This is a genomic window from Nonomuraea sp. N2-4H (assembly GCF_045291505.1).
In the GTDB taxonomy this organism is placed as follows: domain Bacteria; phylum Actinomycetota; class Actinomycetes; order Streptosporangiales; family Streptosporangiaceae; genus Nonomuraea; species Nonomuraea fastidiosa.
The window spans coordinates 5,746,646-5,759,651 of the sequence record NZ_CP147987.1 but is presented as its reverse complement, the minus strand read 5'-3'; the positions used below and the strand labels follow the sequence as shown (position 1 = coordinate 5,759,651).

The 13,006-nt window shown below is 71.3% G+C and carries 15 protein-coding genes; 11 read left to right on the top strand and 4 right to left on the bottom strand.

The window, feature by feature from the left end:
* Positions 1-12: 12 nt before the first annotated feature.
* Entirely contained in the window at positions 13-867 is an 855-nt protein-coding gene (locus tag WBK31_RS26330) for a glutamate ABC transporter substrate-binding protein (protein ID WP_364057209.1), read from the bottom strand.
* A gap of 34 nt (positions 868-901) precedes the next feature.
* Positions 902-1,657 carry an amino acid ABC transporter ATP-binding protein gene (locus WBK31_RS26325; RefSeq protein ID WP_364057206.1) on the bottom strand — a complete coding sequence of 252 codons (756 nt, stop codon included), beginning with the start codon at positions 1,655-1,657 and terminating at the stop codon, positions 902-904.
* A gap of 137 nt (positions 1,658-1,794) precedes the next feature.
* Here WBK31_RS26325 and miaB point away from each other — a divergent pair, with 137 nt between their 5' ends.
* Positions 1,795-3,288 carry a tRNA (N6-isopentenyl adenosine(37)-C2)-methylthiotransferase MiaB gene (gene miaB, locus WBK31_RS26320; RefSeq protein WP_406673344.1) on the top strand — a complete coding sequence of 498 codons (1,494 nt, stop codon included), beginning with the start codon at positions 1,795-1,797 and terminating at the stop codon, positions 3,286-3,288.
* A gap of 195 nt (positions 3,289-3,483) precedes the next feature.
* Here the strand turns inward: miaB and WBK31_RS26315 are convergent, their stop codons facing one another.
* On the bottom strand, positions 3,484-3,936 hold the full coding sequence (locus tag WBK31_RS26315) for a hypothetical protein (RefSeq protein WP_378787047.1): 453 nt from the start codon (positions 3,934-3,936) through the stop codon (positions 3,484-3,486).
* Between WBK31_RS26315 and WBK31_RS26310 the strand changes: the two genes are divergently transcribed.
* The 4 genes from WBK31_RS26310 to WBK31_RS26295 all read left to right on the top strand — a co-directional run bounded on the left by WBK31_RS26310 (position 3,935) and on the right by WBK31_RS26295 (position 6,702).
* Entirely contained in the window at positions 3,935-4,231 is a 297-nt protein-coding gene (locus tag WBK31_RS26310) for a hypothetical protein (RefSeq protein ID WP_406673343.1), read from the top strand. The two genes, WBK31_RS26315 and WBK31_RS26310, sit on opposite strands and share 2 nt — an antisense overlap.
* 108 nt (positions 4,232-4,339) lie before the next feature.
* Positions 4,340-5,104 (top strand): hypothetical protein, encoded by a 765-nt coding sequence (locus WBK31_RS26305; protein WP_406673342.1) that lies wholly within the window; start codon positions 4,340-4,342, stop codon positions 5,102-5,104.
* A gap of 125 nt (positions 5,105-5,229) precedes the next feature.
* The gene (locus WBK31_RS26300; RefSeq protein ID WP_406673341.1) at positions 5,230-5,970 is read left to right on the top strand and encodes an isocitrate lyase/phosphoenolpyruvate mutase family protein; all 741 of its coding nucleotides are present in this window, start codon (positions 5,230-5,232) and stop codon (positions 5,968-5,970) included.
* A gap of 75 nt (positions 5,971-6,045) precedes the next feature.
* The gene (locus WBK31_RS26295) at positions 6,046-6,702 is read left to right on the top strand and encodes a hypothetical protein (RefSeq protein ID WP_364057188.1); all 657 of its coding nucleotides are present in this window, start codon (positions 6,046-6,048) and stop codon (positions 6,700-6,702) included.
* Here the strand turns inward: WBK31_RS26295 and WBK31_RS26290 are convergent.
* Positions 6,675-7,625 carry a ribonuclease Z gene (locus WBK31_RS26290; protein ID WP_378787052.1) on the bottom strand — a complete coding sequence of 317 codons (951 nt, stop codon included), beginning with the start codon at positions 7,623-7,625 and terminating at the stop codon, positions 6,675-6,677. The two genes, WBK31_RS26295 and WBK31_RS26290, sit on opposite strands and share 28 nt — an antisense overlap.
* A 1-nt stretch (position 7,626) precedes the next feature.
* Here WBK31_RS26290 and WBK31_RS26285 point away from each other — a divergent pair, with 1 nt between their 5' ends.
* The 6 genes from WBK31_RS26285 to WBK31_RS26260 are packed head-to-tail and all read left to right on the top strand — an operon-like array spanning position 7,627 to position 12,991.
* Positions 7,627-8,151 carry a methylated-DNA--[protein]-cysteine S-methyltransferase gene (locus WBK31_RS26285; RefSeq protein WP_364057182.1) on the top strand — a complete coding sequence of 175 codons (525 nt, stop codon included), beginning with the start codon at positions 7,627-7,629 and terminating at the stop codon, positions 8,149-8,151.
* Positions 8,152-8,164: 13 nt separating this feature from the next.
* Positions 8,165-9,070: a tRNA (adenosine(37)-N6)-dimethylallyltransferase MiaA gene (miaA, locus tag WBK31_RS26280; protein WP_364057179.1), complete on the top strand. Its 906-nt coding sequence runs from the start codon at positions 8,165-8,167 to the stop codon at positions 9,068-9,070.
* A 9-nt stretch (positions 9,071-9,079) separates the two neighbouring features.
* Positions 9,080-9,892, top strand: a complete 813-nt coding sequence (gene dapF / locus WBK31_RS26275) for a diaminopimelate epimerase (protein WP_406673340.1) — start codon at positions 9,080-9,082, stop codon at positions 9,890-9,892.
* 48 nt (positions 9,893-9,940) lie between these two features.
* Positions 9,941-10,696: an SCO6745 family protein gene (locus WBK31_RS26270; RefSeq protein WP_406673339.1), complete on the top strand. Its 756-nt coding sequence runs from the start codon at positions 9,941-9,943 to the stop codon at positions 10,694-10,696.
* A 19-nt stretch (positions 10,697-10,715) separates the two neighbouring features.
* Positions 10,716-12,302 carry a hypothetical protein gene (locus WBK31_RS26265; RefSeq protein WP_378787057.1) on the top strand — a complete coding sequence of 529 codons (1,587 nt, stop codon included), beginning with the start codon at positions 10,716-10,718 and terminating at the stop codon, positions 12,300-12,302.
* The gene (locus WBK31_RS26260) at positions 12,275-12,991 is read left to right on the top strand and encodes a hypothetical protein (RefSeq protein ID WP_378787059.1); all 717 of its coding nucleotides are present in this window, start codon (positions 12,275-12,277) and stop codon (positions 12,989-12,991) included. The genes WBK31_RS26265 and WBK31_RS26260 overlap by 28 nt, the downstream gene beginning before the upstream one ends.
* Positions 12,992-13,006: the final 15 nt, after the last annotated feature.

Genomic DNA, 13,006 nt, shown 5'->3' with positions numbered 1-13,006 from the left:
CTCTTGGTGAGATCAGGCGCAGCCCTCGGCCGGCGGCGCCTCCGTCGAGAGGTTGAGGCCCTGGATACCGCCGAACCACTTGTCCAGCAGCTGCTTCATGGTGCCGTCGTCCCACAGCTTCTTGATCGCCGTGTTCACGGCCTCACAGGTCTTGGTGTCGCCCTTCTTCAGGCCGACGCCGTACTTCTCATCCGTGAAGCCCTGACCGAGCACCTTGAAGTTGCCGCCGGCCTGCTTGGCGAAGCCCGCCAGGATCAGGTCGTCGGTGGTGACCGCGTCGAGGTTGGAGCCCTGCAGCTTCTGCACGCACTCGGAGTAGTTGGCGGCGTCGACGGTGGTGGCGTCGATGTCGAGCTCGCCGTCCGGTGGCGGGTCGGTGATGCGCTTGTAGGAGTTGGAGCCCGCCGCCTTGCAGATCTTCTTGCCCTTGAGGTCCTGCGGGCTGTTGATCGAGGTGTCGTCCTTGCGGACCATGACGTCCTGGTGCGCGATGACGTACGGGCCGCCGAAGGTCACCTTGCCCTTGCGCTCCTCGGTGATGGAGTACGTGGCGAAGATGATGTCGACCGTGCCGTTCTGGAGGAACGGCTCACGGTTGGAGGAGGCCGACTCCTTCCACTCGATCTTCACGTCCTTGCCGCCGGCCACCTCCTTCAGCACGGCCTTGGCGACGTCGACGTCGAAGCCCTCAGGCTCGGCGCCCGTCTTCAGGCCCAGGCTCGGCTGGTCCCACTTGGTGCCGACCACGATGGTGGCGCCACCGGCGATCTTGTCGGCCACGGTGGCGTAGTCGCCACCGCCGCCGCTGTCGCCGCCGCAGGCCGCGAGGCCGGCGACCATGGCCGCCGCCGCGAGCACTGCTCCCATTCGACGCATGTGCATGTGTTCCCTGCCTTGATAGTCAGTGCGTGAGAATCTTCGAAAGGAAGTCACGCGCCCGGTCAGTCTGCGGGTTGGTGAAGAACTCGTCGGGAGTGTTCTGCTCCACGATCTGCCCGTCGGCCATGAACACGACCCGGTTCGCGGCCCTGCGGGCGAATCCCATCTCGTGCGTGACGACCACCATGGTCATCCCGTCACGCGCCAGCCCGATCATGACATCGAGCACCTCCTGGACCATCTCCGGGTCCAGCGCGGAGGTCGGCTCGTCGAACAGGATCATCTTCGGGTCCATGGCCAGCGCCCTGGCGATGGCGACCCGCTGCTGCTGGCCACCGGAAAGCTGGGCCGGATATTTGTCCGCCTGAGCGGCGATGCCCACGCGTTCGAGAAGCTCCATCGCGCGCTTGTCCGCGGCGTCCTTGGCGACTCCGCGCACCTTGATCGGCCCGAGAGTGACGTTCTCTCTGATGGTCTTGTGCGCGAACAAGTTGAACGACTGAAAGACCATGCCGACTTCGGAACGCAGCTTGGCGAGCGCCTTGCCCTCCTGCGGCAGCTCCTGGCCGTCAAAAATGATCTTTCCGTCGCTGATCGTCTCCAACCGGTTCATCGTGCGGCACAACGTCGACTTGCCGCCGCCCGAAGGGCCGATGACGACCAGAACCTCGCCACGAGAGACGGTCAAGTTGATGTTCTTCAGGACGTGCAACGACCCGAAGTGCTTGTTGACGTTCTCCAACTGGACCAGTGGAGTGGCGTCGCCGTTCTCCGTCATGGAGTAAAACGTAGAGGGCATTAGAACGCTGTGCACTAACCGAGCGGTACCGATCCGATCACATCAAGCCGTCAAGCTGGCCTTTTAGAACCGTACGGGCCTTGTCAAGCCCGACTGCGACTACTCTTGAACCTGCCATGACTGTGACCCAGGAGGGCGCCCGCACCTACGAAGTGCGCACATACGGGTGCCAGATGAACGTCCACGACTCCGAGCGGCTGTCCGGCCTGCTGGAGGAGGCCGGCGACGTGCCCGTCCCCGACGGTGAGACGGCCGATGTGGTCGTGTTCAACACATGCGCCGTGCGGGAGAACGCCGACAACCGCCTCTACGGCAACCTCGGCCACCTCCGCCCGGCCAAGGCCGGTAACCCCCGCATGCAGATCGCGGTCGGCGGCTGCCTGGCGCAGAAGGACCAAGGCGAGATCATCCGCCGGGCGCCGTGGGTCGACGTCGTGTTCGGCACCCACAACATCGGCTCGCTGCCGGTGCTGCTGGAGCGGGCCCGCATCGAGGGCGAGTCGCAGGTCGAGCTGAAGGAGTCGCTCGAGGTCTTCCCCTCGACGCTGCCCACCAAGCGCGAGTCCCCCTACGCCGCCTGGGTGTCGATCTCCGTCGGCTGCAACAACACCTGCACGTTCTGCATCGTGCCGTCGCTGCGCGGCAAGGAGAAGGACCGCCGGCCCGGCGACGTGCTCGCCGAGGTGCAGGCGCTGGTCGACCAGGGCGTGCTCGAGGTCACGCTGCTCGGCCAGAACGTCAACACCTACGGCGTGGAGTTCGGTGACCGGCTCGCCTTCGGCAAGCTGCTGCGCGCCTGCGGCGACATCGAGGGCCTCGAACGGGTGCGCTTCACCTCGCCCCACCCGGCGGCCTTCACCGACGACGTCATCGCCGCCATGGCCGAGACGCCCAACGTCATGCACCAGCTCCATATGCCGCTGCAGTCGGGCTCCGACCGCATCCTGCGGGCCATGCGGCGCTCCTACCGCGCCGAGCGCTACCTCGGCATCATCGAGCGGGTACGCGCCGCCATGCCCGACGCGGCCATCTCGACCGACATCATCGTCGGCTTCCCCGGCGAGACCGAGGAGGACTTCCAGGCCACCCTCGACGTCGTACGCCAGAGCCGCTTCGCCAACGCCTTCACCTTCCAGTACTCCATCCGGCCCGGCACCCCCGCCGCCACCATGCCCGACCAGGTGCCCAAGGAGGTCGTGCAGGAGCGCTACGAGCGGCTGGTCGCCCTGCAGGAGGAGATCTCCTGGGAGGAGAACAAGAAGCAGGTCGGGCGCACGCTCGAAGTGCTGGTCGCCGAGGGTGAGGGGCGCAAGGACGAGGCCACCCGCCGGCTGTCGGGGCGCGCGCCGGACAACCGGCTCGTGCACTTCGCCGTGGGCGACGAGACGCCGCGGCCCGGCGACATGGTGACGGTCAAGGTGACGTACGCGGCGCCGCACCACCTGGTCGCCGACAGGCCCGTGCTCGGGGTCCGGCGCACCCGCGCGGGTGACGCCTGGGAGGCCCGCCAGGGCGGCGGCCCCAGCACCTCCGGGGTGATGCTCGGCATGCCGACCATCGGTCGCCCGGCGCCGCTGCCCGCCGCGACGGGCGGCTGCTCGGCCCACTGACGTGCGCTCACCGGGGCCCGTCGGCCGCACGCTCGGCCGCGGCTGATCGGCCCGCGTGAGGGCGGTGGCACGATGGCCGCGTGGGAGCGGCCCTCGGCCATCAGCGATCGGCCCGCGCGAGGGCGGCCGCACGGGCCGCACGTTTCTCCGTAGAGGGCGGCACCGGTTCGACGGTGCCGCCCTTTCGCGTGCCCTTCAGCGGGTGAGGCGGTTCAGCACGTCGTAGCAGGGGCCGCGGCGGAAGTCGTGGAACGTTGCACACGGGTCGGGCATGCCGGGGCGCGGCGCGGGCCGGGTCACCTGGGCGGGCGGGCCGGACGACGGCCTGACCGGGGCGATGGCCCGGGGTTCGACGGGCGGCCGGGCGGGCTCGTGAGCGGGGCGCGCGGGCGGCCGTGGCGGCGCCTGCGGGGCAGGTGAGCCCTGCGGGCGCTCCACGTCCTTGTGGGGCGGCGCGAGCGGCCGTGCCGTTCCCGGGAGGGGGAGGCTCTTGTCGTACGGCGGAGGGACGGGGGAGGCCAGCGGGCCGGCCGAGGGGACGCCGGGAGTCGCCGTACCCGCAGGGGCGTCCCAAGCCGGGAGGAGGTCGGCGGCGGGGTCCCACGGCGGGACGGCCTCGATCCAGGGCGGCGACAGCGGACCGAACATGATCGACGCCGGATGGTGCGATGAATGGATCGCTCCATTAGCGGGTGTCGGAGTTGATGTGGCGGTTTGTGTTCTGATCGACGCCGAGAGTGGCGAATCAGATGATTTTGATCTTGTGGAAAGCGGGGTTTCCCGATCCAATCCATGCCGAGTTTGCGATGATGGCTCCGGCGAGTCGGTGAATGCCAGGAAAATTCCCAGCATGGCGGTGACGAGTACCCCGAAGGCTCCGGCCATGGGCGCGAGCTGGGCGCGGCTACCTGGGAAAATGGATCTTTGGGGGGACAAGTCGTGATTCCTTTGTGATTGTTGTGCGAGCATTCGGCTGTTGCGGCTAGTGTGGTCCATCACCCGCGGAAGCCGGTGAGCTTTCCCCGATACGACCGCAGGGAGCTGTAACGTCATGCAAGATCCGAACCAGGCGGATCGTCAGGAGATCCTGTCCGGGCCCGGAGACGCCCGGCGCGATGAGTTGAATAGGCCGCGCAGAAACCGATCGACGAAGAACCACAAGAAGGCGACGATCCTCGCCGCCTCTGCGCTCGTCGCGTTGATCGCCGCCGGTGGCGCCGGTTATCTGCTGGCCAACGCCAACGGTGAGGTCGCCCCGCAGAACGGCGCCCGGCCGCAGACGTCCCAGAGCGCCGCCGACGACCTCCAGGGCGACGACGAGGCGACCATGGGTGACGTCAACGCCGACGAGGCGGCCGGTGACGGCGCCAAGGACCGGGCCGCCGACGCCCCGGCCGACGACGGCGTGGGCGACGTGGCCGACCCCGGCGTCGGCGGCGACCCGTCCGGCGACAGGAGCGGATCCGAGAACGTCGCCACCTCCCGCGGCGAGTCGGGCAACAAGGCGAGCGACGGCAAGAAGCCCGCTTCGTCCCCCACCAAGGCACCGCAGTCCGCCGGCGACGGCGGGCAGTCCGACTCCCGGCCGACGGCCCCGCCGGCCTCGTCCCCGGGCAGTGCTCGAAGAGCGGCTGCTGACGCACCGAGCCCACCCCAGCCCGCCGGCGGGAGCAGCGGCCCCGCTCGGCCCGGCGGGTGCGGTGGCCGGTGGTGGTGTGCGGCCAGAAGGCGGCTGGGAGCGGCTGTGCTCGCTCCCTACGCCCGGTCGGCGGGCTGCCTAGCCCCATTTGCCCGGATCGGTCCACAAGGCGGCTGAGAGGCGCTGAGCGGCTTCGCGCCGACGGCAGCGCGAAGCCGCCGGTTCGCTGAGCCAAGTGGCTCGACGGTTCTGGGGCGTACTGGACCTTCGGCGCGGGGCGTCCGGGTGCCTAGGGTCGGCGCATGACGACTGACAAGGCATCCGAGTTGCGCGCCCTGCACGTACCCGGACGCCCGCTGGTGCTGCCCAACGCCTGGGACGCCGCCTCCGCGCGGGCCGTGCGCGAGGCGGGGTTCCCGGCGGTGGCCACCAGCAGCGCGGCCGTGGCCCGCACGCTCGGGTACGAGGACGGCGAGCGTACGCCGGTGGCGGAGATGCTGGCGGCGATCGCCCGGGTGGCCGCGGCCGTGGACGTGCCCGTGACGGCCGACGTCGAACGCGGCTACGGGCTCAAGCCCGCCGAGCTGGCCGAACGGCTGCTCGCCGCCGGAGCCGTCGGCTGCAACCTGGAGGACTCGCGGCCGGACACCGGCGAGCCGGTCGATCCCGGCGAGCAGGCGGAGTTCCTCGCCGAGGTGCGCGCCGCGGCGGGCCCAGGGCTGGTGATCAACGCCAGGGTGGACGTCTACCTCTCCGAGCGGCCCTCCCTGGAGGAGGCCGTACGGCGGGGGCGGCGCTACCTGGAGGCGGGGGCCGACTGCGTGTACCCGATCGGCGCGGCCGGCGAGGACGAGATCCGGGCGCTGGTGAGCGAGCTGGGCGGGCCGGTCAACGTCCTGTGCGAGCCCGGAACCCCGCCGCCCGCGCGGCTGGCGGAGCTGGGCGTGGCCAGGGTCAGCTTCGGCAGCGGGCTGCACCGGGCGGCCCAGGCGTACACGAAGGGGCTGCTCGCCGCCGTGGCCGAAGGCCGCAGCCCGCTCTGAGCGGGAGGCGCCGCGGCCCTTCGGTGAGCCGGTCCGGGTGGAGGCGGGCGGAACGGGGCTGAGTACGCTGGCGGCGTGCTTGTCGCCGCGGCCGTCTGCCCGCCAACCCCGCTGGTCGTGCTCGCGCTGCCCGGCCTTCGCTCCGCCTGCCATGACGCGATCGCGAGCCTGGCGGAGGCCCGTCCGGAGACGCTGATCGTGGTGGGCGGCGCCGAGACCACGGCCGCGTACGACGGTGACGCCGCGGGCACCCTGCGCCCCTGGGGCATCGACATGGAGACGCCGGGCGGCGGCGAGCCGGTGCTGCCGCTGTCGCTGACCGTCGGCCGGCTGCTGCTCGGCGACCGGACGCCGGACGCCCTGCGCTCCGTGGCGTTCGACACCTCCCCTGAGGAGTGCGCCGCGCTGGGCGAGGAGCTGGCGGACGGCCCCGGCAGGGTGGCGCTGCTGGTCATGGCGGACGGCTCGGCGTGCCTGGGCCCGCGCGCGCCCGGCCGGTACGACGAGGCGGCCGAGCCGCTCAACGACCTGATCGCGGGCGCCATCGCCGCGGGCGACCCGGCGCCGCTGGCCGCCATCGGCCCTGACGAGGCCGACCGGCTGTGGGTGAGCGGCAGGTCCGCCCTTCAGGTGCTGGCGGGAGCGGCGGGCGGGAAGACGTACAAAGGCCGCCTGCTCACGGCCACCGCCCCCTACGGGGTCGGCTATTTCGCCGGCTGCTGGGTGTCTTGAGAGCGCGGCCGATGGAGCGAAGGGGCGTGGCGGCGCTTGGGGACCGGGATCCTCATCAAATCCCTGGCCAGCACCACCTCGCCGTCGAAGTGCCTGCGCACCTCCTCGGTGAAGGCGGGCTCGTCGTCGAAGCCGTACCGCTCCGAGAAGTGAGTGAGCACCAGCCGCCGCACACCGGACTGGGCCGCCACCTGACCGGCCTGCTCCGCCGTCAGGTGCCCGTACTCCTTGGCCAGGGACGCCTCAGGCGACAGGAACGTCGACTCGATCACCAGCAGGTCGGCCCCGGAGGCCAGCTCGAAGACGGCGTCACAGAGCCGGGTGTCCATCACGAACGCCACGCTCTGGCCCGGCTTGGGCACGCTGCACTCGGCGAGCGTGACGCCGCGCACCGACCCGTTGCGCTGCAGCTCGCCCACCTCGGGGCCGCGGATGCCGTGGGCGGCCAGCTTCTCGGGGAGCATGCGGCGGCCCGGCGGCTCCTGGACGCGGTAGCCGTACGACTCGACGGGATGTGACAGGCGGCGCGCGACGATCGGCGCGACCTCGGCCACCTCGCCGGAGACGGGGTGCTCGGAGATGACGTCGGTGTCGGCGAAGGCGGTGGCGTGGCGGAGCCTGTCCCAGTACGTCCCGCCGGAGGCGGGGAAGACGGCGCGTACGCGATGGCGTACCTTGTCCCGGGCGATCCGCTGTACGATCCCCGGCACGCCGAGGCAGTGGTCGCCGTGGAAGTGCGTCACGCAGATCCAGTGCACGTCGTTGGCGCTCACGCCCGCGTACGTCATCTGGCGCTGCGTGCCCTCGCCCGGGTCGAACAGGAAGCCCTGGCCGTCCCAGCGCAGCAGGTAGCCGTTGTGGTTACGGTGGCGGGTGGGGACCGCGCTCGACGTCCCCAGCACCACGAGCTCACGTGAGGACACGATGACCCCTAGCGAGGAGACGGTCGCCATCGCCGAGCTGCCCACGCCGGTGGGCGTGTTCTCCCTGGCCATGACCGAGACCGGTCTGGTGGCGTCGGGCTGGGGGACCCGAGCCCGGCTGGCGGGCCGGCTCGATCTGGCGGAAGTCCATGATGCGGATCGTACGGCCTCCGCCGTCGCGGAGCTGAAGGCTTATTTCGCGGGCGAGCTGAAGACGTTCGCGACGCCGATCGACTGGCGGCTGATGGCGGGCGCGCGGCTGCGGGTGCTCCAAGCGCTGCACAAGGTCCCGTACGGCACCGCCGTCACCTACGGCGAGCTGGCCAGGCTCGCGGGCTCCAGCGTGCCCGCCAGGGGCATCGGCTCGATCATGGGCTCCAACCCGATCCCGATCTTCATCCCCTGCCACCGGGTGGTGGCCGCGGGCAACGGGCTGGGCGGTTTCAGCGGCGGCGAAGGTGTCGAGACCAAGCGGTGGCTGCTGACCCACGAGGGCTACCTGCAGCCGACCCTGCTGGATCTCTAGCAGACTTGTCGGTGTGCGCCAGCAGCCAGTGATCGCCGTCGTGGGCCCCACGGCGGCAGGAAAGTCCGATCTCGCCGTCGACATCGCCCTCAGGCTGGGCGGTGAGTGCGTCAACGCCGACTCCATGCAGCTCTATCGCGGCATGGACATCGGCACGGCCAAGCTCACCCCGCAAGAGCGCCGCGGCGTGCCCCACCACCTGCTGGACATCTGGGACGTCACGGTCACCGCCAGCGTCGCCGAGTACCAGAAGCTGGCCAGGGCCGTCTTCGACGCCGTCGAGGTGCCCGTGCTGGTCGGCGGCAGCGGCCTGTACGTGCGGGCGGCCATCGACGACTTGGAGTTCCCCGGCACCGAGCCGGAGATCAGGGCCAGGCTGGAGGCCGAGCTGGCCGAGCGTGGCTCCGCGCCGCTGTACGAGCGGCTGCGCGAGCTCGACCCGGCCGCGGCCGCCGCGATCCTGCCCAGCAACGGCCGCCGCATCGTGCGGGCCCTGGAGGTGATCGAGCTGTCCGGCCGCCCGTTCTCGGCCACCATGCCGTCGTACGACGCGGTCTACCCGAGCGTTCAGATCGGCATCGAGGTGCCGCGGCCGGTGCTCGACGAGCGGATCGAGCGCAGGGTCGAGCGCATGTGGGAGGCCGGGCTGGTCGACGAGGTGCGCACGCTGCTCGGGCAGGGCCTGGCCGAGGGGCGCACGGCGAGCAGGGCCCTGGGGTACGCCCAGGTCATCCGCTTCCTGGAGGGGGAGTGGAGCGAGGAGCAGGCGAAGGCCGAGACGATCAGGCTGACCAGGCGCTTCGCCCGCCGGCAGGAGTCGTGGTTCCGCCGGGATCCGCGGGTGCACTGGCTGCCGTACGACGCTCCCGATCTTCTGGAGCGCTCCCTCGCGCTCATAGGCGGACACCCGTACGAATAAACTCCTAAGATGCGCTTTCTCAAGGGGCACGGCACCGAGAACGATTTCGTCATCCTGCCTGATCCCGGCGGTGAGGTCGATCTGTCGGCTTCGCTGGTCGCGAAGATCTGCGACAGGAGAGCCGGCATCGGAGCCGACGGCGTGCTCCGCGTGGCGCCCACGAAGCAGAGCCCGGAGGTGGCCGATCAGGCGGCCCAGGCCGAGTGGTTCATGGACTATCGCAACGCCGACGGCAGCACGGCCGAGATGTGCGGCAACGGCGTGCGGGTGTTCGCCCGCTACCTGCTGGAGGCCGGGCTCGCGCACGGCACGGAGTTCGCCGTGGCGACGAGGGGCGGCGTACGCAGGGTGCGCGTCGAGCCGAACGGCGACATCACGGTCGACATGGGCAAGCCCGTCGTCCACGGCGAGAGCGTGGCGACGGTGTGCGGCCAGGAGTACACCGGGCTCCACGTCGACATGGGCAACCCGCACCTGGCCTGCGCGATCGGCGACCCGGTCGCCCAGCTCGACCTCGACCGCCAGCCCGGCTTCGACACCGGCGTCTTCCCCGCGGGGGTCAACATCGAGCTGTTCAACCCCGTGGGCACGAGCCGGGCGGTCATGCGCGTCTACGAGCGCGGCTCCGGCGAGACGCGGGCCTGCGGCACGGGCGCGGTGGCCACGGCGGTCGCGGCGGCGGCCCTGAGCGGCGAGACCACGGGCATGTGGACGATCGAGGTGCTGGGCGGCACGCTGACGGTGATCCTGGACGAGGAGACCAGCTACCTGTCCGGCCCTGCGGTGATCATCGCCCAGGGCGAACTCACTATTGCAGAATGATGTTCTGGTAGGGGATGCTGAGTCCACATTCCGGACTGAGAGGTGGACATGGCGCACCCACGTACCACGGCGGCCCAGGTCAAGGGGTCGATCGGGCAGCTCGGCGGCGGATGGATGATCTCGCGCGAGGTCAAGGCCGTCTGCGACGAGTACGGCCTCGGCGGTCGCGAGTTCTACTTCCGCGGCCGCTGCGGCGTGCTCGGCGAGTGCGCGGCCGACGTCGTCACGTCGGTCGCGGTCTTCTTCCCGCCCGAGCACGTCGAGGAGAGCTGGAACGGCGGGCGCAAGCTCGCCACGGACCGCGCCGTCGAGCTGTACGCCGCCGCCTGCCACCAGTGGGCGCGGCGCAAGCTGGGCGATTACGACGGCTGCGCGAGGATCGCGGAGCTGCTGGAGCCCGTCGTCGAGCAGGCGTCCCCCGTCGGCGCGCCGCTGTTCGCCGGCTGGCGGGCGGTGCCGCTGCCCGACGACCCGCCCGCCAGGGCCGTCCAGCTCATGCATCTGGTACGCGAGCTGCGCGGCGGCCTGCACGCCAACGCGGTGCTCGCGGCAGGGCTGCACCCCCTGGAGGCGACGCTGGCCGCCGACCACGACGCCACCCCCTTCGGGCGGCGGAGCGGGGAGGACCTGGCGCGGTTCTTCCAGTGGCCGGAACCATATGAAAAGCCCGGTCCCGAGGTCGTCGCCAAGCGCGCGGCCGTGGAAGAGGCCACCGACGATCTCATGGCGGAGGTGTTCTCGGTCATGAGCGACGGCGAATCGGACGAGCTGATCGAGCTTCTGCGTTTTGGGCACGCTCGTTGACCTGGCAGACTGACTGCCCATGGACGTGGACATCTGGGCCTGGGTCGGCGAAACCCAGCAGCAGCTTTCCGAGGCGGGCAACGTTGGCCTCGCCATGGCGCTGGGAGACCTTCCCGCACAGGCTTACGAGGGCCGATACCCGCAGCTCGACGTCATGGCGCCGGCCATCGCCGGGCAGGCGGAGACCCTCCAGCTGCCCTGGCTCGAGTTCTACGCCCGCTACTGGCATCTGATGGGCCGCATCGGCGACCGCGCCCAGGGCGCGGTCGCGATCGACGACGCCAGGCAGCTCGTGGCGTTCGCTCAGCGCGAAGACGTACGCGACTGCCCGGCCACCCCCGCGGCGGCCGAGGCGATGGCCATCGCGCTGGCCAACGCCGACGGCCCCGGCTACGCCGCCGAGCGGCTGGAGACGCTCGCGCCCGTCATCGAGGGCGTCGGCCCGGACAACCCGGCCTTCTCCGGTCTCGTGACGCAGTACGTCGCGGCCCTCATCGACGCCGGCAAGCCGGGCGAGGCCGTCAGCTACGCGGAGTCCGCCGTCGAGCGGCTGCGCGCGGCCGGCCGTGAGGCGAGCTTCGAGCTGGGCGCCGAGAGCGCCCGTGCGCTGCTGGCCGCGGGCCGCGCCGAAGACGCGCTCACCGCGCTGCAGGCCGCATCCGGCTTCAAGCCCGACGACCCGGTGGCCAAGGAGCACCGCGACGGCGTGCGCAGGGCGCTGATCCTCGCCACGCTCGGCCGTACCGCCGAGTCCGTCGACGCGCTGCCCGACCTCGACGTCGTGGGCGACCACCCGCGCGTGTGGGTCGAGTGGACCCAGGCGGTCAGCAAGCTCGCGCCGTCCGGTGTGATCACCAACACCTGGCAGCTCGGCCGCGTCGTGCGCCAGTGGATCGACTACTTCGGCATGATGGGCGGCTACCGCGCCCGCGTCGAGCTGGCGCTGGTCGGCGGCGACCTCGCCATCGGCAGGAAGGGCGTGTGGCAGGCCAGGCTGCTCGCCGACCTGGCCGAGTCCGGCACCGCCGAGCTGCGCGAGACCGCCGGCCTGGCCGAGCGCATCGCCGCGCTGCGCGCCGCCGCCGACGCCACCGAGCCGCCGCCCGCTGAGGTGCCCCTGGAGGAGCGGGTCGGGCGCTTCGACGCCGAAGACGGCTTCAACGCCGACCCCGAGAAGTGGGTCGAATGGCTGGCCCCGCTGTCCGGCAGCGACATCGAGGCGACCCGCCGCCACACCACCACGCTCGGCTTCCTCGGCTACCCCGCCGCCGGCGCCGACATCTACTGGAAGATGCTGGTCGACACCGGCGAGATCGCCACGGCCCACAGCGACGACGTCGCCTACCTCACCACGCTGCTCATCGAGGCCCGCCAGGACGAGCGGCTCGAGCAGATGGCCGCCATGCTGCCGCACGCCGACCAGCAGTTCGCGCTCGCCCGCCTGCACAGCGCCCGCGAGCGCTGGCCCGAGGCGGTCGACGCGGCCGAGCACGCCATCGCGGCGGGGCCGGCGTCGAGGCCCGCCGCCTGCTGGCCGGCGCCGCCCAGCAGATCGACCAGAACGCCAGGGCCGCCCAGGTGCTCGCCGAGGCCCTCGACGAGCTGACCGAGGAGGACACCTGGCGCATGATCGTCATGGCCACCTCGGCCGAGGACTGGGAGATCGTGCGCAAGGGCGCCGCCAAGATCGGCATGCCGCTCAAGTCCACCGAGGGGCCGATCGAGGAGGAGATGGGCCTCATCCGGCTCGTCCTGCCCGCGCCCGACGGCGGCCAGCGCCAGGTGCTGTCCATCCGCACCGGCCCCGCCACCGCCCGGCTCGCCCTGCCGCAGCCGCGCGGCATGGACTACAACGCCGGCGACCTCGTCGTCTTCGACCCGCAGCTGCTCGAGCCGGTGCCCGAAGACCCCGAGGAGCAGCAGAACTTCGTGCCGCCCTTCGCCGCGGTGCGCATGCTGCGGCCCGGCGGCTACACCAGCTACTTCTTCGACGGTGCCGCGCCGAGCGAGGAGGACTGGGCGGAGTTCACCGAGGTCATGGCCGAGCGCGGCTGGCCGATGTGGGTCTACAGCGACGAGAACTACACCGTCACCCACCCGAGCACCGGCGAGCCGCTGCCCGGCGTGTTCGGCTGGGTCGCGGTGCCGCCCAACGTCACGCCCGCCGAGGTCGACGCGCTGCTCGACGATGCCACCGAGCGCTGGGTCCACCCGCTGGCCTGGCTCGACCTGGCGCGCGAGATCGGCGTCGAGGTCGAGCGGCACGAGCGCATCGTGAAGGAATACGGGCTCTAGACCGATCGGAGGGCG

What these genes read in the sequence shown, in the direction of transcription:
- WBK31_RS26330 (WP_364057209.1), bottom strand. Translation starts at nt 867, where the DNA reads ATGGGAGCAGTGCTCGCGGCGGCGGCCATGGTCGCCGGCCTCGCGGCC.
- WBK31_RS26325 (WP_364057206.1), bottom strand. Translation starts at nt 1,657, where the DNA reads ATGACGGAGAACGGCGACGCCACTCCACTGGTCCAGTTGGAGAACGTC.
- miaB (WP_406673344.1), top strand. Translation starts at nt 1,795, where the DNA reads ATGACTGTGACCCAGGAGGGCGCCCGCACCTACGAAGTGCGCACATAC.
- WBK31_RS26310 (WP_406673343.1), top strand. Translation starts at nt 3,935, where the DNA reads ATGATCGACGCCGGATGGTGCGATGAATGGATCGCTCCATTAGCGGGT.
- WBK31_RS26315 (WP_378787047.1), bottom strand. Translation starts at nt 3,936, where the DNA reads ATGTTCGGTCCGCTGTCGCCGCCCTGGATCGAGGCCGTCCCGCCGTGG.
- WBK31_RS26305 (WP_406673342.1), top strand. Translation starts at nt 4,340, where the DNA reads ATGCAAGATCCGAACCAGGCGGATCGTCAGGAGATCCTGTCCGGGCCC.
- WBK31_RS26300 (WP_406673341.1), top strand. Translation starts at nt 5,230, where the DNA reads ATGACGACTGACAAGGCATCCGAGTTGCGCGCCCTGCACGTACCCGGA.
- WBK31_RS26285 (WP_364057182.1), top strand. Translation starts at nt 7,627, where the DNA reads ATGACCCCTAGCGAGGAGACGGTCGCCATCGCCGAGCTGCCCACGCCG.
- dapF (WP_406673340.1), top strand. Translation starts at nt 9,080, where the DNA reads ATGCGCTTTCTCAAGGGGCACGGCACCGAGAACGATTTCGTCATCCTG.
- WBK31_RS26270 (WP_406673339.1), top strand. Translation starts at nt 9,941, where the DNA reads ATGGCGCACCCACGTACCACGGCGGCCCAGGTCAAGGGGTCGATCGGG.
- WBK31_RS26265 (WP_378787057.1), top strand. Translation starts at nt 10,716, where the DNA reads ATGGACGTGGACATCTGGGCCTGGGTCGGCGAAACCCAGCAGCAGCTT.